The sequence below is a fragment of the Pelotalea chapellei genome, from assembly GCF_018531195.1.
GTDB classification, from domain to species: domain Bacteria; phylum Desulfobacterota; class Desulfuromonadia; order Geobacterales; family Pseudopelobacteraceae; genus Pelotalea; species Pelotalea chapellei.
On the sequence record NZ_JAHDYS010000003.1, the window covers coordinates 113,861 to 136,583 of the forward strand.

Here is a 22,723-nt window from a genome sequence, read left to right on the forward strand (position 1 = left end):
AATGTCACCCTAAACACTTCACATCACCTGATACTTTTGAATAAAAAGTTGTTTAAACTAATTGCTGATTCCCATTTAATCAGCCCATCTTGCAATGAACCTTAACCCTATCCAAACTGTGATAACATGAAAAAATCTCCAGTTCGACAGATCAGTATCAAGGCGAAGGTAAGCCTGACTGTGCTGGCAACAGTGGCGATCCTGATTTTTATCCTCTCAGGATCGCTCTTCTTTTATTTTCGCTCCCTATTGAAGGAGAGCATACTTCTCCAACAATACAGATTTGTTACGGAACTTGCCACGCATCTCGACGGCAACATTAAACTGGCTGAAGAACAGCTTCGCCTTGCAGCTGCCAGCATAAACAGCAAAAACATCAAAAACCAGCAGGAACTGAATAATATCCTGATTCAAAAAAACGCACTGCGATATATTTTTGATGCTGGATTTCTTGTTATTGGAACGGACGGACGGGTCCTCACCGAAAGCGTCGATAATCCGAAACTGGTCGGTCAGGACTTGGGATACCGCGATTACGTCAAGGAATGCCTCCGCACCGGCAAAACTCTGATGTCACAACCGATTCGCCCTAAAACTCGCCCCCAGAAACCCATGATTGCCATGGTGACGCCGATCCATGATGATGCAGGCGGAATAATCGGTTTATTTGCCGGGTATTTCGCTCTGGGACACGACAATTTTCTTACTGAACTCTCATCGAGCAGCCTGGAAAAAGGATATCTCTATATTCTAGACAGTCGCATTATTGTTATGCACGACGATCCTTCCAGGGTCATGGAAGTGGTTGCCAAGGGACAGAATCACGGTATCGATCTGGTTGAGAAAGGTTTTGAAGGTTCACTGGAGATAGTAAACTCAAAGGGTATCAATCTCCTCAGCTCATTCAAGCGGGTAGGAAATACCCGCTGGATCCTAGCAGGCAATACCCCCGCAGATGTTGCTTTCAGCCCTCTCAAGCGGCTGGCTTATATTTCAGTTGTGCTCACACTGATTGGAATCTTTGTTTCCATGATTCTTGTCTGGTATGTCATTCATCGCCTGACTCGCCCCATCCAATACTTAACCAACCATTTGAACCAGACTGTGCATGATAATACCGCTTGGACCCCCATTGAACTGGTTACCGGAGACGAACTGGAACATTTGGCCCAGGCTTACAACAGCATGATGCAGCAAGTACATGAGGCGCAGCGGGACCTTATACGTGAAAAGGATTTCTACAACGGTATCATCGAGAATGCAGCTGCTCCCATGTTTGTCCTTGCTCCTGACCACACCATCATTTCCTGGAACAATGCCATGGCCAAACTGACCGGGTTGAATTCGTCTCAGATGAAAGGCACCAAAAACCAGTGGATCCCCTTTTATAGCCAGATGCGCCCGGTGCTGGCCGACCTGATGATCGACAATACCGTTGAAAAGGTAGCGGAACTTTATACCCGCTTCGAATCTTCGCCACTTGTACAAGGTGCCGTTCGTGTCGAAGGATGGTTCGAGGCAATTGGCGGGAAACGCCGCTACCTGTTCTTTGAAGCCGCCAAAGTTTTCAACAGCGATAATGAACTTGTGGCAGTGGTGGAAACACTTGAGGACATCACCGAGCGCAAACTGGCCCAGGAGGCTATTTCCACCCAGAACCAGTTCCTGCAGGAAATCATGGATGCCATTCCCAGTCCGGTCTTCTACAAGGACACCCTGGGTGTCTATATCGGCTGCAACAAGGCCTTCTTGGAATTCTTCGGCAAGAGCAGCACCGAACTCCTTGGCCGGACTATTTTTGAAATAACGTCCCCCGAATATGCCGCCGACAGCACCGTCCGGGATAAAGCCATTCTGGAAAGCGGTAAAAATCTCAGCTATGAAACCACCCTGGTCCGTGCCGACGGGGCCACTCGGACCGTTTTCATGACCAAAGCCCCTTTCTCCACAATTGACGGAGGTCCGGGAGGAATCGTGGGAGCATTTGTCGACTTGACCGAGCAATACCGGATGGACGAGCAGGTCCGCAAAATGTCCCAGACCATGGAACAAAGTCCGGTCAGCATCGTCATCACCGGGCTGGATGGCACCATTGAGTATGTTAACCCCAGGTTTTGTCAGACCACCGGCTATTCGCAAGAAGAAGCGATAGGTCTGAATCCGCGAGTTCTTAAATCAGGCTCAATGGCCCACGAAGAATATGTCAATCTCTGGAACACCATCAGCAGCGGCAATGAATGGCGCGGAGATCTGCACAACAAGCGTAAGGACGGCACTCTTTACTGGGAATATGCATCCATTTCTCCCATTCTGGACAAGGTAGGAAAAGTCACCGGCTATCTGGCTGTCAAGGAAGACATCACTGCCCGAAAGGCCGTTGAATCGGAGCTCGCCAATAGCCGCAAAGCCCTCGAAGCCCAGCACCACGAACTGGGACAACTATTTGAACTGGTAGCGATGGGCAAGCGCGAGTGGGAGGAGACACTCGACCACCTGCGGGACATCGTGATCCTGACAGATGCCGAGCACCACATCCGGCGCTGCAATAAGCTTTTGGCAGACATTTCGGAGAGACATGTCAACGAACTTGTTGGAGAAGATTGGCGGAAAGTAATTGCCGAAAACGGCTTTGCTTTCGTAAAGCTGGACAGTTCAGATGGAGAGGTGGTTCATCAGCCTTCGGGTCGTTCCTACGACGTATGCATCTATCCGATTACCGACAACGAGCGGATCACCGGCCATGTCGTCTCGCTCAACGACACGACAGATTTGCGCGCTGCTACTCAGGAACTGGAGAAGGCCTACCTGGAGCTAAAAGAGGCCCAGTTACAGGTTTTTCAGCAGGAGAAGATGGCCTCCATTGGCCAATTGGCAGCCGGAGTGGCCCATGAGATCAACAATCCAATGGGTTTTATTTCCAGCAATCTGGCAACGCTCCATAAATATCTTGATCGCGTGGTGGAATATATAGGGTTCATCGACCAGATGCTGGCATCCTGCAGTGACTGCAATGCAGCAGAACAGCTTCAGCAGACACGAAAACGTCTCAAGGTAGATTATATAATGGGTGATGCTCACCAGCTGATCGCAGAAAGCCAGGATGGAGCCGGCCGAGTACGCCGGATCGTTCAGGACTTGAAAAGCTTTTCACGGGTTGACCAGGCCGAATGCGCTCTGATCAACATGAACGAGGCACTTGAAATCACCATCAATATCGCCTGGAACGAAATCAAATACGTAGCGGATCTGCAGCGTGAATTTGGAGAACTGCCCCAGATCAAATGTTATCCACAGCAGCTTAACCAGGTCTTTCTTAACCTGCTGATCAATGCGGCTCATGCCATGGAAGATACACACGGCACTATTACCGTTCGCACCTGGAGCGAGGATCAGAATGTCTTTGTTTCGGTTGCCGACACCGGCAAAGGAATTCCGGAAGAGATCCTTCAGCGTATCTTTGAGCCTTTCTTTACAACCAAGGTCGTTGGCAAAGGCACCGGACTGGGCCTGTCCATCTCCTATGACATCATCAAAAAACACAATGGCGAGATAACAGTGAAAAGTCAGGTGGGAGTCGGGAGCACATTCACCGTCATGCTGCCGATGGATGGACCGCCCATGGAAAAAGCATTGAAGAGACCATCTTTACCCTAAGGTTACCTCTCACATAGCCGTAACTCATCCGCACCACGATGAAATCGATCCACTTCGCAGGCAAAAGGACATTCATGAAAAAAGAACAGGTCAGAATATTGTGCGTGGATGATGATCGCAATGTTCTGCGTGCGCTGGAGCGAATCTTCTTTGACGACAACTACGACATCATATTGGCCAATTCTGGCGAGGAAGGGCTGGAAATAATTGACAGCAGCGATCCTTTTCAAATCATCATATCCGATTACCGCATGCCGGTAATGAACGGCGTTGAATTCCTCAAAAAGGTCTATGAACATTATCCCGAAACAGTCAGAATCGTGCTCTCCGGCTATGCCGACGCCGGCTCAATTGTTGCTGCCATTAACGAAGGACATATCTACAAATTTATCCCCAAACCGTGGAACGATGAGGATTTGCGAGCAACCATCCAGAATAGTCTGGAGCGTTATTTTCTATTGAAGAGAAACCGGGAACTGCTTGCCGAACTGGCCCAGGCGAACGAAGAACTGGAAAGCAGGATATGTCAGCGGACCGAACAGCTTGAACTGCGTAACCGGGCGATGGAGTTCTCCCAAAGCCTGCTTGGGTACCTGCCGGTAGCAGTCATCGGCGTTGATGAAACCGGCATGGTCGCTTACTGCAACGACAAGGGAGCCGTCATAATGCGGCGACTTTACAACGACATCTTCGGAGTGTGCCTCCACGAATGTTGTGACATCGAGTTGGGCCGATTGGTGGAACAAGTGCGGCTTGAAAATCAGGTTACTCTCCATTGCACCTTGGCTGGTACCAGTTACCGGTTCTGGGGGCAATCCTTTACCTACTGCGGAAATCAGGCTGTAGTGATTGTCCTTCTGGAGAATTGATAGTGCGCACTGTCCTTTTTGTTGATGACGAATTGCAGATCCGTAATGCTCTGAAGCGCATGTACCACGACCGGTCGGATGTCCGCTGTCTGTTTGCCGCTTCAGGACAGGAGGGCTTGAACTTACTTGAAAGGGAAAATGTTTGGGTAGTGGTTTCGGATTACATGATGCCGGAGATGCGTGGAATCGAGTTTCTTTCACGGGTCAAAATACTTCGCCCTGATGTGGTGCGTATAATGATGACGGCGTTTGCAGACTTGAAAATTGCCATCGACGCCATCAACAAGAGTGAGGCCTTCCGTTTTGTCACCAAACCTTGGAACAATGATGAGTTGATGCAGGTTATTGACGAAGGACTGATGCGCTATCAACTGGTGCATTCCTTGGCGAGCAAGGATGAGACGGTCTACCGCACCCTGGCGCAGACAATCGAATTGAAAGATTCCTACACCAAAGGGCACTACGACAGGGTTGCTGCCTATGCCGTTAAACTGGCCCAAGCTGCCGGCATGGACGAGGGATTGATCAATGACATCAGACATGGCAGTTGGCTGCATGACTGCGGAAAAATTGGCGTACCTGAAGCCCTTCTCAACTCTTCCGCCAGACTCAGCGAAGATGAAATGGAAACGGTTATGCAGCATCCCCGTTGGGGTGCAGATGTTGCCCGTCAGGCCCATATGTCCGAGGCGGTGATCAACATCATCCTGTACCACCATGAACGCTATGACGGACTCGGTTATCCATTAGGCCTGAAGGGTGAGACAATACCTGTCGAGGCGCGCATTGCAGCCATAGCCGACGTTTTTGATGCGCTATATTCTGATCGCCCGTACCGCAAAGCCTATAAGCACAAGCAGGCAATCAGCATCCTGAAAGAGATGAGCGCCACTCACTTTGACCCAGGTCTGATGGAGCTGTTCCTTCCAATCGCAGAGGAGGTTGTAGACAATGAGCGATGAAACGCAGTGTATAACGGTTCTACTGGTGGATGACGAAGAGAACATCCTGCGTTCTCTGAAACGATTGTTGATGGATGAAGCATTTGAGGTGGAGACAGCCACCTCCGGGGAGGCGGCACTCAAGTTGCTGCCAGAGCTGGAGAATGTGGGGCTGATAGTTTCGGACCAACGCATGCCGGGTATGAACGGGGCTGACTTCTTGGGGAGATCACGTGAAATTGCCCCCCATGCCATGCGTGTTCTACTGACCGGGTATTCCGATATCAATGCCACCGTCGATGCCATCAATAAAGGGGGCGCATGTCGCTACATCTCGAAGCCTTGGGATGATGAGGAACTGCTGCAGACCGTCAGGGCCACAGTCGATCAGTACGTGGCCGAAACGGAAAAACGCAGGCTGAACAGCATTATTAATCAGCAGAATCAGGAGCTGGAGCAATGGAACGAGAGCCTGAAGAAACGATTACTGCAGACGACCGCAACGATCCGGGAACAGAGCCTGAAAAAACAGAGTGAAAAAACAGCTGCGACCCTGATCAACACTGTCTTTGACAATGTTATGGAGGTAATGGGTGACCCTGATTCAGTACATGCAAGAACGGTAAGTACGTTGGTAACCGATGTTGCCCGCAAAATGAACCTTGATAGTGAAACCGTGGCCATGTTTCGGCTGGCCGCGCTGCTGCATGACGCGGGCAAACTGGGCAGCATTTCCTCCGGCCTGAACAAACATCTGGACGATATGTCCGAAAGCGAAGCCAGTGACTATCGTCAGCACCCGCTGCGGGGAGAGGAGATGTTTCGCCATACAGAAGAACTTGCCGACTTGCTCCCCATGATTCGCAGTCATCACGAGGCTTTTGACGGCAGTGGTTTCCCCGACGGTCTGCAGGGGGAGATGATCCCATTGGGCGCCCGCCTGATCGCCATTGCCGACTTCATCGACAGGTCAGCCCGCTCGGTTGAACGACACCGGGCAGAATACGCTCTGATGAATACCCGCTATCGCAGCGGAATCCTGTTTGACCCAAAGCTGCTGACACTGTTCGGTGCCATAACCCGCAAAATATACTACGAGCAAAGAAAACCGGGCTCACTTTCGGAGGTGGAAGTAGCCCCGACAGAACTCGTTGCCGGAATGATCATTGCGAGAGACGTTGAAAGCGGCAGCGGTGTCCTGCTCATGAAATCCGGAACAGTACTGGACCTGTGTGGAATCCTCATCATTCGCAGTCATTACCGCAAGAACCCAACCGGGCATGGTGTTTTTGTGCAGGTCGTCGAGAGCTGATGATCCTGACTCATCTACTCTCCTCGCAGCACCAACACTCCTGACTGCAGAAAATTCGCCGATTCCTGGGGACACTGTAGCATATTCCTTACCGGCACAAAGTAGCCCTACCAGCATCCCATAACAAATTATGCTTAAATTTAAGTATCTTATACTCCAAAAAGAGATATGGCATGCAAGTTGAAATGTAATAATCATGAACGGCAACGCCATATAATCTAAGGAGAATTAAAATGAAAAAGAACATTTTTGTGGCTGCATTGACAATGGGAATACTATCTGTGGGCGCTCTTTCAGCTTCAGCCGCTGGCTCGTGCTGCAATGACGGTACTTGCGCCGACAAGCAGAGCGTCCAAAAGTTCACTGAAAGCACATCGGCCTTGACCAGCACGCTCAAGGCAAAGGACTTTGAACTGCGTGAATTGTACGGCTACGACAGCATTAACATGCGCAAAATCAGCCAGCTCGAAGCCGAAATCAAGGAGTTGAAGGCCCAGATAAAAATGGCCGCTGAAAAACAGGGCATCCACACCTGTTGCCTCGGTTGATGCGGTAACATGAAAGGGCCGGGAAGAGACAATCTCTCCGGCCCTACCCTGTTTTCGGTGTTTTTTCCACTCTTGATGAAAATGACTTCCTCCACGTACTGAAACTTTAAGAGGCTGTCGAGATACTCAGGTTGTTTTTCAACAACCTTTTAAGTACTGTCTCAATCCTCAGATTTGATAATCCTCTGCAAAAACCCTCACCTGTCTCGGCCTGACATATACCTGCTCACCCTGCTGCAAGTCCAGATTCTGAAACACATCCCTGGTCAGTTCCGCTTCGACGAAGCTCTCGGAGTCGTTTATCGAGAGCGTTATCCGCACCGATGGCCCCAGCTTCTGGATATGCTTGACCTCGGCCTTGAGGGAACTGCTGTCGTGCTGGCTGCGGTCAATTTCAACATCGTGTGAACGCACATAGGAGACGCTATTGTCCGCCTCCGGCTGCCCCTCTCCGGCCGATTGAATGCGGCCGTGAAACAGGTTCACGTTACCAAGGAAGTTGAGCACAAAGGGATTGGCGGGATGCTCGTAGACCTGGTCCGGAGTACCGGCCTGCTCGATGCGCCCCTTGTTCATGACCACGATGCGATCCGCCACTTCGAGAGCCTCCTCCTGGTCATGGGTGACGAAGACACTGGTGACGTGGATTTCGTCGTGCAGTCTGCGCAGCCAGCGGCGCAGCTCGGTGCGCACCTGGGCGTCCAGCGCGCCGAACGGTTCGTCCAGCAGCAGCACCTGAGGCTCCACTGCCAGGGCGCGCGCCAGGGCGATGCGCTGGCGCTGTCCTCCCGAAAGCTGGGCCGGGTAACGCTTGGCCATTCCCTCCAGTTGTACCAGCCGCAGCAACTCGGTCACCTTATCCCTGATCTCCCCTTTTGAGGGACGGGTCTCCTTGGGACGGACGGTCAGGCCAAAGACAACATTATCAAAGACGGTCATATGCTTGAAGAGAGCGTAATGCTGAAAAACGAAGCCCACCTTGCGTTCGCGCACATGGCTCTCTGTCGTATCTTCACCGTTGAAGAGAATCCTGCCGCTGTCGGGGCTCTCCAGCCCGGCAATGATCCTCAGCAGAGTCGTCTTGCCCGACCCGGAAGGCCCCAGGAGCGCGACCAGCTCGCCGGAAGGGATGGAAAGACTGACATCACCCAAAGCGGTGAAACTGCCGAACTGCTTGTTGATGCTTTCAATTTCTATACTCATGGACGTAATCCCTTCCTATCAAATTGGTGTAGGGGCGGCGTTTCGCCGCCCGTTCCGCCGCCCGATTTCGTCGACACGTTCACCGCCACATGGGCAGGGAGACCCTGCCCCTACGGTTCCATATTTTCGCGAACATTCCACTCGGCCACGGACTTTACCGCCAGAGTGATCAGGGCCAGGAAGGCCAGCAGCGATGCCACGGCAAAAGCGGCGGTATAGTTGTATTCGTTGTAGAGAATCTCCACCTGCAGCGGCACAGTATTGGTGATGCCGCGAATGTGGCCGGAGACCACCGAAACGGCGCCAAACTCTCCCATTGCCCGGGCGTTACAGAGGATCACCCCGTAGATGATGCCCCACTTGATGTTGGGCAGGGTGATGCGGAAGAAGGTTTGCAGGCCGCTGGCGCCCAGTACCATGGCAGCCTCCTCCTCGTCCCTCCCCTGGGACTCCATTAGCGGAATCAGTTCCCGGGCAATGAAAGGGAAGGTGACGAAGATCGTTGCCAGGAGAATACCCGGCACGGCAAAGAGGATCTTGATGTCATGGGCTTCCAGGAATGGTCCCAGCCACCCCTGACGGCCAAAGATCAGCACATAGATCAGACCGGAGATAATCGGCGAAACCGAGAAAGGCAGATCGATCAAGGTAATCAGCAGATTCTTCCCCGGAAAACTGAATTTGGCGATTGCCCAGGAAGCCATCACTCCGAAGACCAGGTTGAGCGGCACTGCCACGGCGGCGGTGATCAGAGTCAGCTTGACGGCGGCCAGAGTGTCGGGCTCCTTCAGGGCCAGCAAATAGGTACCGAACCCCTTCTCAAAAGCCTGACTGAAAACCGCTGCCAAGGGCAGTGCCAGGAACAGGGCCAGAAATACCAGGGCAACGGTGGTCAGCACCCAGCGGACCGGTGCGGGTTCGGTAATGCGGTGGTTGCCATTAGCATGAGCGGTCAGTGTTCTGGTCGGTGCGGACATGGGGGCCTCTGTGTAGATTCTGAAGACTGTTGTAAATCTCAGGTTGTTCAAAAATAGTCAGATCGTCGCTCCCGGAGAAAGTCCCGCGGAGCCGTAGCAGCGCTACGGCGCACAAGGCGGCTTTCGAGGACGGCGGCGAGATGGCTGTTTTTCAACAACCTGCCTCACTCTGCGTACCTTCTGCTCCACTTCTGCAGCAGGTTGATCACCAGCAGCATGATGAAGGAAGCCACCAGCATGACCGTGGCGATGGCAGTCGCTCCCTGGTAATCGTACTGTTCCAGCTTGGTGAGGATCAACAGTGGCGTGATCTCCGATACCATGGGCATGTTGCCGGCAATGAAAATGATCGAGCCGTACTCTCCCACCCCCCGGGCAAATGCCAGGGCAAAGCCGGTCAGCACCGAAGGGGTCAAAAGCGGAAAGAGCACCCGGCGAAAGGTCTGCCAGCGATTGGCTCCCAGGCAGGCCGCCGCCTCTTCTATCTCGGCATCCAATTCCTCGATCACCGGTTGGACCGTACGCACCACGAAGGGCAGCCCGATAAAGGTCATTGCCACGATGATGCCGAGTGGTGTGAAAGCGACCTTGATGCCGCGCGGCTCCAGGATTTTCCCCACCCAGCCGTTAGGCGAGTAGACCGTGGCCAGGGTGATGCCGGCAACGGCCGTCGGCAGGGCAAATGGGAGATCCACCAGCGCGTCCACCAGGCGCCTGCCGGGAAAGGGATAGCGAACCAGCACCCAGGCCACCAGCACGCCGAAGACAGCGTTGATGCCGGCGGCAGCCAGGGCCGCGCCAAAGGTGACCTTGTAGGAGGCCAGTACCCGTGGGGCAGCCACCGCTTCGAGGAACTCATTCCAGGAGAGCCCGGCGGTCTTGAACACCAGGGCCGAGAGCGGGATCAGTACCACCAGGCTCAAGTAGAGCAAGGTGTAACCCATGGTTGGTCCGAAGCCGGGCAAGACGTTATGGTGCTTGGTGAATAGTTTCATGGTCTGTTCCTGGCGGCATGGTGCGGGGGAGTGAAGGCGTAGGCGTCAAGGAATCTGCTTCCTGGCGGGATACTGCCGGTTTCATGCGCTTCCACTCGCTCAGGATCATGCTGAACCGTGATGAATGTACCGGGACGGCGCAGTGACCGCCCCGGCTGTAGACTTGTTCCGTTGGCTTACTTCTTTGCCGCTCCGGTGATCTGGTCGAAGATACCACCATCGCTGAAATGCGTTTTCTGAGCCTTCTGCCAGCCACCGAAGGCCTGATCAATGGTGTAGAGTTTCACCTTGGCCAGCTTGGTCGGGATCTTGGTATTGATCGGACGGTAGTAGTGCTTGGCAGCAAGTTTCTGACCTTCGTCAGTGTAGAGGAATTTCAGATACTCCTCGGCCACTTTTCGGGTTCCACGCTTGTCTGCGACTTTGTCGATCACAGTGACCGGCGGTTCCGCCAGGATGCTTTCAGATGGGGTCACGATCTCGAACTTATCCGGCCCCAATTCGTTGATTGCCAGGAACGCTTCGTTCTCCCAGGCCAGCAGAACATCTCCAAGGCCCCGCTGTACAAAGGTGTTGGTGGAGCCGCGGGCGCCGGAATCAAGCACTGGTACGTTCTTGAACAGCTTGGAGACGAACTCTTTAGCTGTGGCATCGTTGCCACCCGGTTGATGCTTGGCAAAGGCCCAGGCTGCCAGGTAGTTCCAGCGGGCGCCGCCGGAGGTTTTCGGATTGGGAGTGATCACCGAAACGCCCGGCTTGATCAGGTCGTCCCAGTTCTTAATCTTCTTGGGGTTTCCCTTACGCACCAGAAACACGATCGTGGAGGTATAGGGAGAACTGTTCTTGGGCAGTTCCTTCTGCCAGCCCGGCTTGATCAACCCTTTCTCCGCGATGGCATCGATATCGTAGGCTAGCGCCAAAGTAACCACGTCGGCTTCCAGACCATCGATAACGGCGCGGGCTTGCTTGCCAGATCCGCCGTGGGATTGCTTAATCGTTACTTTGTCGCCAGTCTTCCCTTTCCAATAGGTGGCAAAGGATTTGTTAACGTCGGTGTACAATTCGCGAGTTGGATCGTAGGATACGTTCAGCAAGGTGACGTCGGCGGCAAAGGCGGCTACCGTTGTGGATACAGCCAAAGCAAGCGTTGTGAAGGATGTGATGATTTTTTTCATAATACTCTCCTTTTATCTATGGATTTTATAGTTATTAAACCGTTAAAAAAAGTTGCACTTCCGGATCAAGGAACAGCAACATAAAACGTATTAATGCTAATACCAATGTATGAAATAAGTGTCAAGCATTTATTTATATTATCTATTGACATTATAGACAATAACTATTCCAGCGGCGCCATATCCCCTTTCACGATGTTATCCGCCTTCCGCCTACCACAGAAATGCAAGAACATTAAAAATTACATGGACAGCATCCACATTGATGTCTAAAATTTCTTTCCTCTTTATGGGGAAAGACATCCATGAGGCGCTGAAAGAAAAATCATGGTAATCTACCATTTAATCTTGCCCCCCTGGATTTAACGGGTTTTCTATTTAAGAGCCATCTGTAACCTGCTTAAGGATAAAAAAAATGCTTATGACAATCTCATATATTGCTATGGTTTTACTGCTCGTACTGGCCAACGGTTTTTTTGTCGCCTCCGAATTCTCGCTGGTGGCGGTGCGCCGCTCGCGTATCGCGGTACTTGCCGAGGATGGCGACCGTCGTGCCCTTCGGCTTCTGGAACTGATCGACAACCTTAATGCCTACATCTCTGCAACCCAACTCGGCATAACCATGGCATCCCTCGCCTTGGGCTGGATCGGCGAACCTGCATTCGCAAATTTGCTGGAAGCGCCCCTGCGGGGACATGTTTCAGATACTGTGCGACATACCATTTCCTTTGCTCTTGCGTTTACAGCCATTACATTCCTGCACATCGTTCTGGGAGAACTGGCTCCAAAAACACTGGCCCTTGAACGAACGGAAAAGGTGGCTCTGGCGATCGCCCTGCCGATGCGTTTGTTTCACAAGCTGTTCCGCTGGCCGATTCGGCTGCTGGATTGGGCGGGAACCCGTACTGTCCGTTTTTTCGGACTTCACCCCTCGTCCGATCATGCCTCAGTTTACACCTCCGACGAATTGCGTCATCTGATCGATACTTCCCTGCAAAGCGGTTCCATTGATGCCGACGAACAAACTCTTTTGCAGGGGGTATTCGAGTTTGCCGATGCCGAAGTACGCGAAATAATGGTTCCACGCAGTGCAGTTGACGCCTTGCCGGTAAACGCCACCCTTGAGGAAACGAAGAAGGCATTTCGCACATTGGGATACTCCCGCATGCCGGTCTACCGTGACCAGTTGGACAACATTGTCGGTGTTCTCTACCGTAGAGACCTGGAGCCATATTTCGAACACCCTCATACTCAAATTTTCGACCTGGCAAATTTGGTTCATTCACCCAAGTTCATTCCTGCTACCGCTCAACTCAGTGCGGCCTTAAGGCAGATGCAGTCCTCCCGGAGTCACTTGGCTATTGTGGTAGACGAATATGGCGGAATCGAGGGAATTATTACGCTCGAGGATCTGCTTGAAGAAATAGTCGGTGAAATAGTTGACGAATTTGACGAAGAGACGTCGGCACTCATTATAGAAGACGATGGAAGTTATGTGCTGGATGGCATGCTGACCGTGCGGGATCTCAACAACCACCTGAATCTGCACCTGCCAGAAGAAGGCTCCTACAATACAGTCGCGGGATTGTTGCTCGCCAGGGCCGGCCGCATGATGAATCCCGGGGAGTCCATTGAGCACGAAGAGGGACTCTTTACAGTGGAGAGCCTGGACCGGCGACGCATCCGCCGGGTACGGTTTACACCCGCTTCGCACGAAACAAGTGATGAGTGATGTTATGCTTTCCAGATGAATAGGTTATTTTCAACTTATGATCAGAGGATTTCTTGCAGCAGAGTTTACCTGAAAGGATTTATCAATGACCGAAGATATCCGCTGGATGCAGCGTTTCGACAACTTCAAAAAGTCGCTTAAACAGTTGGATAATGCCATTGCCCTGATGGCAGAGCGCGACCTCAATGACCTTGAGCAGCAGGGTGTCATCCAAGCTTTTGAGTATAACTACGAACTGGCATGGAACACCTTGAAGGACTTTTACGAGTATCAGGGAGAGCAAAATATTCAGGGAAGCAGGGACGCCATCAGGGTTGCCTTCAAGCGAGGAATGATTGCTAACGGCGACGTCTGGATGAAAATGATCAAAAGCCGAGGTTTGACCGTCCATACCTACAATGAAGAAGTTACGCTTCAAATTCTGGAAGACATCATTTATCGATACTATCCCGAATTCGTAGCACTAAGAGAGAAACTCACACAGCTTATGGCACATCATGACTGAACTATTCGGCCTGACCACGGAAGTCATCGCTTGTATTCGCGCCGCCCTGGCCGGTTTTGAACAGATACAAACCGCCACGCTCTACGGTTCACGCGCCAAGGGGAACTTCAAGCCAGGTTCCGATATTGATCTAACCCTCACCACCGCAGGCGAATTACCGAAATCATTTCTGAACGATGTTTCGATAGCTCTAGACGATCTCGACCTTCCCTACTCCTTTGACCTTTCCCTGCTCCATAAAATCAATAACTCCAACCTGATCGACCACATCCACCGTGTCGGTGTCGAATTCTACAATGCAGAAAGTTTTGCAGCCGAGAAGCATCGGCTTTAAAGACCTTATCTCACGCTGGGCCGCAGAGTAACGCAGAGAAAGGCTAAGCAAAACCTTCTTATACGCACGAAATGTCTTCGAAAAAACAGATTAAACCATTGTGAGGATGAAGTTCATGGTTTTCTTAAGGTTAGATTCTCTCTGCGGGCTTGCCTAGAGCACCTACTTCTGGCCGCGTGATACAAGTTTTAAAAAGGCTAAACTCACGCGACTAAAAGCGCACAATCCCCCACCCTTGACAGATCCCCCTCCCCTGTTTCAATTGTAGTAGGTGATCGCGATGCTTGGCGCTTGTTTAACAGAGGCCGTACGGGCACGAGGAACGGGGGTTGACATGCAGCGACCTGAAAGTTCGCCGGAAAAGGGGGCGGAGATTCTGACGAGTCTGGTGCCGCCGGAACTATGGTCCCAATACGCCTCAGTGTTCGCCGAAGGAGCCAAACGAGGCATCCGTTTCGTAGTTGGCGGAGGACTCGCAGTTTCCGTTTATTCGGGACATACCCGCCGCTACACTAAAGACATGGACCTCTTCGTACGAGAGGAAGACAGTGGAGCGCTCCTGGAGATGCTACATGGGCTGGGGTTCAAGGAGTATACCGAGTTCCCCTACGACCGGACCTGGAGTTATCGTGCCATCCGTCATGGCGCGATAGTGGACATTCTCTGGATGACGCTGAATGGAAAGACCGCCGTGGACGAGACGTGGCTGACTAAAGGGTGGCAGTTCTCGGTGAGAGAAAGCCGGATCCGATTGATCCCGGTGGAAGAGCTGATCGTGGCTAAGCTTTATATTCTGAAGAGGGACCGGACCGACTGGCCAGACGTAATGAATCTTCTGTATGCCATGGGGAGTGAGCTGGATTGGGCGCGGATGTTCGAAGTTCTGGGGGATGACCTCCTTCTCCTCGGAGGTGTCATGAATGTCTTTCGTTGGCTCTGCCCAGGCAAGGCGTATCTGCTGCCGGCTCATATCTGGACAAGCCTGGGGCTATTGCCGCCGGTCAACTCGGACCTTCAGGTGGACAGAGGAAGGGTGGCCCTCCTTATGGCAGAGCAGTTGTTTCCCGGAGAAAAATCATGAAGATCGGAGCAATGAACCATCCCCGAGAAAACCCGCTTGAGGAGATCCGCAAGTTTGCACACATGGGGCTCGATTTCATCGACCTGACTCTGGAACCGCCTGGAGCGGGGTGGTGGCAGTGCGACCCGCTGGCGGTCAGGCAGGCACTCGCTGACCATAGCCTGGACATCGTGGGACATACCGCGTACTTCCTTCCCCTCGGCCATCCATTCGAGGAGGTACGGCAGGGGGCAGTGGAAGCTTTCCGCCGTTCGCTTATGTTCTTTGCCAAAGCCGGAGCGAGCTGGATGAATATCCATCCGGACAGGAACGCGCCGATGCACGATAGGAACTACGTGATCAAACAGAATCTGAAGAGCCTGGGCGAGCTGCTGGAGGCGGCCGATGGTACGGGGGTGGGGATCATGATCGAAAACGTGCCCGGCGGCTTCAACAGTGCCGACCAGCTTGGCGAGCTGCTCGATCCGCTGCCCCAACTAGGGCTCCACCTGGATATCGGCCACACGGAGCTGATGGTCGAGGCTAGCACAATGAAGGACATCCTTGCGAGATTCGGCGACCGGCTCAGACATGTCCATCTCCACGACAACAAAGGGGGCGTCGCCGACCTCCATCTCCCGCTCGGCGCCGGAACCATCGATGTTGCGAGCCACCTGCGGAAACTTAAGCATACCGGCTACGACGGCACCATCACTCTGGAAGTCTTCACCCCGGATCCCACCTATCTCGCCATAAGTATGGAGAAGCTGCGGACCATGTGGGATAAAGTCTGACCGCTCAGTCAGTCTATTTAAAATCAACATCTTTCCCACCTGCCACGACCAACCTGCACTTTTGGATTAAAGCTAGGATCTTATCTCTGCCCCGATAAGACGCACAAAATCATCGTAGGAACTGAACCCAACCAGCCTCTTTCCGTCACATAGATGGGAGGGAACAGACCTGATCCTCAATTCCCGAGCCCGCTCCCAATCCGTATCGACTGCCGCGGCAAAGCTCCCCGCCGTCAGCACCGCTCGCGCCTCTTTACCCGAAAGGTTCACGGCCTCCGCGATCCGCACGAGCTCGTCCAGTTTGGCGATATTTATCCCGTCCACGAAATATGCCTGGTAAACAGCTTTTCGGAAAAGGTCCCCCTTCCCCAGCGCTTCCGCCCATTTCCCCAATTCCTGGGCTCGCCTGCTATTGCTGGTACGGGTTCGTTCCGCCAGCGGAAGCCCCTCAGCAGCGGCCAGCTGGCGCAGCCTCGCCTGCATTTCCTTAATCTCCTTTTCCCGCCCTGCAAACAGCTCGGAGAGCTCCATCCCCTCCTCCGGCGTCTCCGGGTGGAGCGGAAAAACTGTCCAACGCAAAGTAACCCCATATTCCCGCTGCAAACGATCAGTACGCACGGTACCGAGATAGCACCAGGGTCAGATATAGTCAAAAAAGACTTCCACAACGGGTGCTTTATCCATGACTCACCTCTCAATTTTTTAGTGTAAGTGTATCCGGTATCCGGGACGGAGCAACTCTCGTGTCATTAGGCGGGAGAGATTGTACGCTACTTGTGGTCCGTGGAAAAAAGTTGCGTTTTATAATTGATAACGTTATACAAAAAGTAACGTGACTAAAATTAAAACGCGTGAGGGCAACCATGGAAAATATAACTGGATCAGCGGTTGTTGCCGGTAACTATCTTGATACCCGCAAATTTCTTGTGGATGAGTTGCGCAAGCTTGTTCTTCGACACTCGGTAGTGGTTGAGGCTCCCCGCCGGTTTGGAAAAACAAGTGTCATTAAGGAGTTTGTCCGGCAGGAACATGAAAAAGGTGATGAAAGCCGGTTTCAGATCTTGTTTCTTGAACTTGAGGGGGTAGAGACTCTCGATCAGTTCTGCCTTAAGCTTTACCAACAGCTCATTACTCTCTATGACGTCAAACGCTATGGAGAGTGGCTTAAAACCGTGCTTAGCAGCAGTTGGAACGCAGTGGCATCTCGCGTGCCATCCATCGGTCTTCCGGAGTTTGAGCTTGAATTGCGCGAGATAACCCGCGATTTTGACTTTACCACCTGGAAAGAGCGACTTTCCCCCCTAATAGCAGGATCAAACAGGCTGGGCAAAGACGTCGTGATTGTCTTCGATGAGTTTCCCGACATGCTGCAGAATTTTGCCGGAGGCGCTGAACCACTTGGTTTTGTCAAGGCTACGGATGTTCTTACCGCCTGGCTCAGGTCGATCCGCCAGGAATATCAGGATTCAGCACAGTGCCATTTCGTCTTCTGCGGTTCGGTAAATCTACGCAAGACGCTGGAAGAAGCAGGACTCGGCAAGCGAATGAACGACACCGAGACCCTTCGGGTTCCTCCTATGCTGATAGATGAAGCCCGAGCACTGCTGCAGGGTCTCGCCACCAGCTACAATATTATGCTGGAGCCCGCAGCCCTCGAATTCATGGTCGCCAAGACTGCCAATGGCCCGCCATACTACGGGCAGGTTCTAATCAAGGCAGTGCGTGACAGCCGTCGGTGCGAGATTTACTTTCAACTGCTGCAAGGGATTTACGACAACATGCTGCGTAACGGTGATCATGATCTAAACCACTTTGACTCCCGGCTGAACACGTACATCCCGTCACAACAGGAACTGGAAAGTACGCGCGCCATTCTGCGCACCCTTTGCAACGATGACTGGCACGAACGGGAACTGTATGACGTTGTCATTGCCGACAGCCGTCTCGCCTATGCCACTTACCAAAAGGTTGTGGATCGCCTGATTTACGAAGGTTATCTCAAACGAGATGTCGATTCCGCCGGCAAACTGTCATTTCTCTCGCCACTGCTGCGTGATTGGTGGGCATGTAAAGCGGGGGTGAGATAATGTACAAGTACAATCCGCGCAAAAAATCTGCTGAACAGCTGGAAAGCTCACTGGTTGGGGCAGATCGTCACGACATTCTGAAAGGCATCTTGTCCGAACTGGCGCTAAAAAAAGGAGAAAGCCCGAAGCAGCACTGGATGATAGTCGGTGCTCGGGGCATGGGAAAATCGCATCTTTTGACCCTGCTTCACCACAAGGTCTGCTCCGATAGCGAGTTAAGCGCACTCTGGATACCGGTGCTATTTCCTGAAGAAATCAGGATGGCCGGGGATCTGGCAAAATTTTTGGAGCGAGCCGCAACCGAGATACTGCACGATCTGGAACAGGGCAAGAACACGATAGTTCCTGATCTGAAAGAGAAGATAGCCAAGATCCGCAGCATCCGCCATGACGAACGAGTTGATTACCTGTTCAGCGTCATCACCTGGATCCGCAGCGAAACCAAGCGGCATATCCTGCTGATCGCGGAAAACCTGCAACAGTTGCTTGGCAAAAAAATCAGCATCATCGATCAAAAAAAGCTGCGCGCCTACCTGCAGAGCGAAGATGCACTGCTGCTGTTCGGCTCTGCCACCACCATCTTTGACGCCCTACACGATCACAGCCACCCCTTTTATCACTTTTTCCATATCCGCCGCCTGAACGAACTTAGTTTTGACGATGTAAAGGCACTGGTTTCCAACCTGCTCAGCGGTTACGGCAGGGAGGAACAGGCCAGGATCATGCTGGAGAACGAAGCGCGCCTCAAGGTGCTGCACTCCTTTACCGGCGGTAATCCACGAATGGCGGTTTTTCTTTCCGACATCCTCAAGACAGATGTCAATGAAGAGATGATCGACATCATGGATCGCATTCTGGACGAGCTGACCCCCTATTTCGAAGCGATTATCAACGACACCCCGGAGTATCTGCAGGATATCATCAATACCCTGGCCGCCTATGAACCGGCCCAGAGCCCGAAGGAGATAGCTGAACATCTTGAGATGGAGCAAGGCACCGTGCGCAACTACCTGAAGCAGGCCAAGGACAACGGTTATGTACGGGTGGCGTTCTCAAAAGGGAAGTCAAACTTCTACTGTCTCAACGAATATCTGTACCGCACCTGGTTCCAGATGCGCGACAGCAGCCACCGGGAAGAGATGCGCTGGCTGATGGAGCTGATGTTGCTTCTGTATTCGAGAGAACAAATCATGGAGGAAAACCGGAGGATTGAGGAGTCGGAAGGAGGTTGTGCGAATCATTATCAGCGGTTGGTCAAGCAAACCTTTGAATTTATGGTATCGAATCCGTCGTTCTGTGCGGTGATTGATCTTTGTGCGCAACAGGTTGGTAAAAAGAAAAAGGAAAGAAAGGCAGATGTCGATCTAGAAAGAATATTTAAAACCAATTTCATGGAAAGACTGCGCACACTGGACCAAAACAAGCTTACTAAAAAAGAGTATTTGGCAAATGGCACGGACATTCTTGTCGATATGATGTCAAAAATCCATGATGGCCCACTGGCTTTATTGATCACCTATTCATTGACAATTCCACTTTATTACAAGAACACCTTTGATATAGCAAAAACGCTGGAAGATTATGGTGAACATCTTGTTAATATTAAAGTGAAGCACGGGAGCGAGCTTTCGAAAACACTCAATTTTAGTCCCGATAGTAGCAATGCGAACGACACATTTTTCATGCTTAATGTGGCATTAGAAAATTACGACACAGCACTTAGTTTTGCTGAAACCCTAACAGATAAATCACGCAACCATTTTATCGACGCAGCTGTAATGTTGCTGGTAATCCAAGTTGCGTATTACGGGCACATTAATAATGTTGAACATATGATTAAAAGTTATGAAGCTCTCCAAAGCATCTGCATAAGCACAAAACGGAGCAGTAAAGATTTTAGGTTATTTCTTGCACTGTTACTGGCTCACCAGGCGGACGTGATTAAGGATGAAGCGGTTAAAAAGTTTTTGGGATTCATAGCAACAAAGTATCCAAGCCAATCGCTATTTTTCAGTTTATGGGTCTGCATTCATGACCCGGAGTCAGCGTATGTTCAAAAAATGATGGCTGAACCAGCTTTCACAAAGGTAGTAGCTCAGCTCCAGGATCTCATTGCAACGGCAATAGAACAACAGGACGAGTGTGCTGACAACTGTCGCTAAAGCAGCAAAAAATAAAGGGGAAAGGCTAATTTCGTTGCCTATCCCCTTAAAACGTTCCACTCAGAGCAGGAATAAATTCTGACGGCGTAACCTACGCCGGCCAATGCGACACTCCTTCCGGACACTGCCGGTTGATGTGAGCCAGCCACTCCAGCACCTCATCACTGGAAAACAGCTTGTCATCATGGCAGTGAGCGAAGATCTCCCGAAAACGATCGGTGATGTAAACCGCCGTGCCACCACCGGCAAAGGAAGCGACCACTTCTCCCTTTTGATCTGACAGCACGGGGAATGGAAGCTGCAGCCGCTCCCTCAATCGGCTGGACTCCTTCTGATCCCCGTGGAGTACCGCCAAGGCGACGGCTTACTCCCTTGGCCATTCCTTCATGGAAAGGAAAATACCTTGAATGGAGATATCTTTGTTTATTGTTGCAATCTTAATAGTATCAGCCTGAGGTGGGGGTGCAACTGCAGAAACAGTTAAGGACAAAAGGGGATCAGAAGTGGAGGAGTTGCTACAATGAGTTCAGGGGAAGGTAAAGGGAAAACACGGTAAATTCACAAAATTTATTATGCTTCTGATTCCATTGACCGCCTCTGCCATAGGTCCCTCCGTTGCAAAACCAGCGCAACCTGCTACAATGCCGCACACTCACTCATTCATGAATACCGCCGCCCCTGAAACCCGACGGCATCTCAACCCCGTTGTTTTAACCGCAAACGAGGTGAATTATGTACCGCATTCTTGCCGCATGGCTGCCGACCCTCCTGCTGCTCCTCGTATCCCCCCTGCCCTTGTTCGCTTTCGAGAAAATTCCGGAAAAGCTCGTCTACAGCCTCAGCTGGACCGGGATTCCCGTTGGCACGGCAACCCATGAGATAACCGAAGAAGGTGGGCTGCGCCGTATCAATTCAACGGCGCGCTCCAATGACTGGCTCTCCGCATTCTTCCCGGTCGATGACCGCACCGAAAGCATCCTCGACAAGGGTGGAGTATTCCCCGGCACCACCCGCAGCTTCAAGATGCTCTTCAAGGAAGGGCGCAGCGTTCGCGACCGGGAGATCACCTTCAATTCGACCGGGAGGAGCGCCCTCTACCACAACAAGACTAATGGTGAGAAGCAGATCATCCCCATTGAACCACGCACCTACGACATTTACTCAAGCTTCTACTACACACGGTACCAGCCCCTCGAACCGGGCAAATCTCTTTATATCAACGTGCTGGACAGCAAAAAACTGCACCGCATCAAGATCAGGGCGCTGCGGCGCGAGAGGATCAAGGTGCCGGCGGGCGAGTTCAATACGATTGTAATTGAGCCGATGGTGAAACCGGTGGGGGTGTTCGAAGGGAAAAAAGGTGCCTACATCTGGCTGACGGACGATGACCGGCGCATACCGGTGAAGGCCCAGACAAAAGTGAAATTGGGGAGTGTCACAGCGGTACTGACCGGCGGCAATTATTGATCCTTGTCCTGTGTTTTTTCATCCACGAAACCACCGGTGCGAAAAACGAAAAAAATTCGTTAAAGGTAGCGGGGTTGAGCGTGAAGAGATGAAGAGATGCTTTACATCGAGTTGTTAACAGCTTTCTATAAAGCTATCCGATCAATATTCCCCGGCAAGTGCAACCATCAGACAGGCACCGAGGATTCCGGTCAAATTACAGATTCAAACAGGACTGACTCCGAACTAAACCCTAATAGTTCGTATCATAGCGCGAATTACAAACAGAATTAAACTACCCAATCAATAAGGTTGAGGGCTGAAATACGCAGAAATTCGCGGGTGTTATTGGTAACCAGAGGAATTCCCAAGGAAACGGCATGGGCAGCAATCAACATATCCATAGCACCAATTGGTGTTCCGGCCTTTTCAAGAGTTGCTCGAATTTCACCGTACACATGAGCGGCATCTTCATCGAAAGAAACAACTTCTAAAGGGGTAATAAACTCATCAAGGGCTTTGGAATTTTTCTTCTGCTGTGTACTTTTGGCAACTCCATAACGTAATTCCGATAGAGTAATTGAAGAAATACCAATGTCACCAATCTGATATTCTAAAAAACGCCTGAGAACGGCTGGCGGCTGCTGTTTGATAATATATATGCAAATATTGGTATCGAGCAGCAGCTTCATCAGAAACTCTCCCGTTTGTCCAGCTCTGGTTGAACACGCTCAACCATGAAATCGCGGGAGAATTTTTTAAGGCTTCCAAATAATGAATTCCACGAATCACTACGAGGAATCAATTGTACGATATTGCCGGTTTTTTTAATAAATACCTCGCTGTCGTCAAAGCGAAACTCTTTGGGCAGCCTGACAGCTTGACTCTGTCCATTTTGAAATATTTTTGCAGTTTTCATCAATGGCCTC

20 protein-coding genes and 1 pseudogene are annotated in these 22,723 nt (G+C 51.6%); 13 read left to right on the top strand and 8 right to left on the bottom strand.

What is annotated here, in order from left to right:
- Window positions 1-126 precede the first annotated feature (126 nt).
- The 5 genes from KJB30_RS03910 to KJB30_RS03930 all read left to right on the top strand — a co-directional run bounded on the left by KJB30_RS03910 (window position 127) and on the right by KJB30_RS03930 (window position 7,324).
- On the top strand, window positions 127-3,654 hold the full coding sequence (locus tag KJB30_RS03910) for a PAS domain S-box protein (RefSeq protein ID WP_214296633.1): 3,528 nt from the start codon (window positions 127-129) through the stop codon (window positions 3,652-3,654).
- Between the two features lie 74 nt (window positions 3,655-3,728).
- Entirely contained in the window at window positions 3,729-4,523 is a 795-nt protein-coding gene (locus KJB30_RS03915) for a response regulator (RefSeq protein ID WP_246545488.1), read from the top strand.
- Window positions 4,524-4,525: 2 nt separating this feature from the next.
- Window positions 4,526-5,485 (top strand): HD-GYP domain-containing protein, encoded by a 960-nt coding sequence (locus KJB30_RS03920; RefSeq protein ID WP_367618923.1) that lies wholly within the window; start codon window positions 4,526-4,528, stop codon window positions 5,483-5,485.
- On the top strand, window positions 5,475-6,776 hold the full coding sequence (nosR, locus tag KJB30_RS03925; protein WP_214296635.1) for a response regulator c-di-GMP phosphodiesterase, NosR family: 1,302 nt from the start codon (window positions 5,475-5,477) through the stop codon (window positions 6,774-6,776). The genes KJB30_RS03920 and nosR overlap by 11 nt, the downstream gene beginning before the upstream one ends.
- A gap of 233 nt (window positions 6,777-7,009) precedes the next feature.
- Window positions 7,010-7,324, top strand: coding sequence for a hypothetical protein (locus KJB30_RS03930; RefSeq protein ID WP_214296636.1), 315 nt, complete (start codon window positions 7,010-7,012; stop codon window positions 7,322-7,324).
- A 168-nt stretch (window positions 7,325-7,492) separates the two neighbouring features.
- Here the strand turns inward: KJB30_RS03930 and KJB30_RS03935 are convergent, their stop codons facing one another.
- From KJB30_RS03935 to KJB30_RS03950, 4 genes are all read right to left on the bottom strand, one after another.
- Window positions 7,493-8,527 (bottom strand): sulfate/molybdate ABC transporter ATP-binding protein, encoded by a 1,035-nt coding sequence (locus KJB30_RS03935; protein ID WP_214296637.1) that lies wholly within the window; start codon window positions 8,525-8,527, stop codon window positions 7,493-7,495.
- Between the two features lie 110 nt (window positions 8,528-8,637).
- Entirely contained in the window at window positions 8,638-9,504 is an 867-nt protein-coding gene (cysW, locus tag KJB30_RS03940; protein ID WP_214296638.1) for a sulfate ABC transporter permease subunit CysW, read from the bottom strand.
- Window positions 9,505-9,668: 164 nt separating this feature from the next.
- Complete coding sequence (cysT, locus tag KJB30_RS03945) at window positions 9,669-10,499, bottom strand: sulfate ABC transporter permease subunit CysT (protein WP_214296639.1); 831 nt, start codon at window positions 10,497-10,499, stop codon at window positions 9,669-9,671.
- 176 nt (window positions 10,500-10,675) lie between these two features.
- Window positions 10,676-11,674: a sulfate ABC transporter substrate-binding protein gene (locus tag KJB30_RS03950; RefSeq protein ID WP_214296640.1), complete on the bottom strand. Its 999-nt coding sequence runs from the start codon at window positions 11,672-11,674 to the stop codon at window positions 10,676-10,678.
- A 415-nt stretch (window positions 11,675-12,089) separates the two neighbouring features.
- Here KJB30_RS03950 and KJB30_RS03955 point away from each other — a divergent pair, with 415 nt between their 5' ends.
- From KJB30_RS03955 to KJB30_RS03975, 5 genes are all read left to right on the top strand, one after another.
- Window positions 12,090-13,406, top strand: coding sequence for a hemolysin family protein (locus KJB30_RS03955; RefSeq protein ID WP_214296641.1), 1,317 nt, complete (start codon window positions 12,090-12,092; stop codon window positions 13,404-13,406).
- 85 nt (window positions 13,407-13,491) lie between these two features.
- A complete protein-coding gene (locus tag KJB30_RS03960) occupies window positions 13,492-13,911 on the top strand; it encodes a nucleotidyltransferase substrate binding protein (protein ID WP_214296642.1) in 420 nt (139 codons plus the stop codon).
- On the top strand, window positions 13,904-14,245 hold the full coding sequence (locus KJB30_RS03965) for a nucleotidyltransferase domain-containing protein (RefSeq protein ID WP_214296643.1): 342 nt from the start codon (window positions 13,904-13,906) through the stop codon (window positions 14,243-14,245). The genes KJB30_RS03960 and KJB30_RS03965 overlap by 8 nt, the downstream gene beginning before the upstream one ends.
- A gap of 334 nt (window positions 14,246-14,579) precedes the next feature.
- Window positions 14,580-15,326, top strand: coding sequence for a nucleotidyltransferase (locus KJB30_RS03970; protein WP_214296644.1), 747 nt, complete (start codon window positions 14,580-14,582; stop codon window positions 15,324-15,326).
- 11 nt (window positions 15,327-15,337) lie between these two features.
- Window positions 15,338-16,099, top strand: coding sequence for a sugar phosphate isomerase/epimerase family protein (locus tag KJB30_RS03975; protein ID WP_246545505.1), 762 nt, complete (start codon window positions 15,338-15,340; stop codon window positions 16,097-16,099).
- 72 nt (window positions 16,100-16,171) lie between these two features.
- On the opposite strand, the pseudogene KJB30_RS03980 reads toward KJB30_RS03975, so the two are convergent.
- Window positions 16,172-16,726: pseudogene (locus tag KJB30_RS03980) on the bottom strand (DsbA family oxidoreductase); the annotation flags it as partial.
- A gap of 236 nt (window positions 16,727-16,962) precedes the next feature.
- Between KJB30_RS03980 and KJB30_RS03985 the strand changes: the two are divergent.
- On the top strand, window positions 16,963-18,186 hold the full coding sequence (locus KJB30_RS03985) for an ATP-binding protein (RefSeq protein WP_214296646.1): 1,224 nt from the start codon (window positions 16,963-16,965) through the stop codon (window positions 18,184-18,186).
- The gene (locus KJB30_RS03990; protein WP_214296647.1) at window positions 18,186-20,348 is read left to right on the top strand and encodes an ATP-binding protein; all 2,163 of its coding nucleotides are present in this window, start codon (window positions 18,186-18,188) and stop codon (window positions 20,346-20,348) included. Before KJB30_RS03985 ends, KJB30_RS03990 begins: the two co-directional genes overlap by 1 nt.
- Before the next feature lie 91 nt (window positions 20,349-20,439).
- Here the strand turns inward: KJB30_RS03990 and KJB30_RS03995 are convergent, their stop codons facing one another.
- Entirely contained in the window at window positions 20,440-20,703 is a 264-nt protein-coding gene (locus KJB30_RS03995; RefSeq protein WP_214296648.1) for a hypothetical protein, read from the bottom strand.
- A gap of 377 nt (window positions 20,704-21,080) precedes the next feature.
- On the opposite strand from KJB30_RS03995, the gene KJB30_RS04000 reads away from it, so the two are divergent.
- A complete protein-coding gene (locus KJB30_RS04000) occupies window positions 21,081-21,815 on the top strand; it encodes a DUF3108 domain-containing protein (protein WP_214296649.1) in 735 nt (244 codons plus the stop codon).
- Window positions 21,816-22,084: 269 nt separating this feature from the next.
- On the opposite strand, the gene vapC is transcribed toward KJB30_RS04000, so the two are convergent.
- Window positions 22,085-22,486: a type II toxin-antitoxin system tRNA(fMet)-specific endonuclease VapC gene (gene vapC, locus KJB30_RS04005; RefSeq protein WP_214296650.1), complete on the bottom strand. Its 402-nt coding sequence runs from the start codon at window positions 22,484-22,486 to the stop codon at window positions 22,085-22,087.
- Window positions 22,486-22,713: a type II toxin-antitoxin system antitoxin VapB gene (vapB, locus tag KJB30_RS04010; protein WP_214296651.1), complete on the bottom strand. Its 228-nt coding sequence runs from the start codon at window positions 22,711-22,713 to the stop codon at window positions 22,486-22,488. Before vapB ends, vapC begins: the two co-directional genes overlap by 1 nt.
- Window positions 22,714-22,723 lie beyond the last annotated feature (10 nt).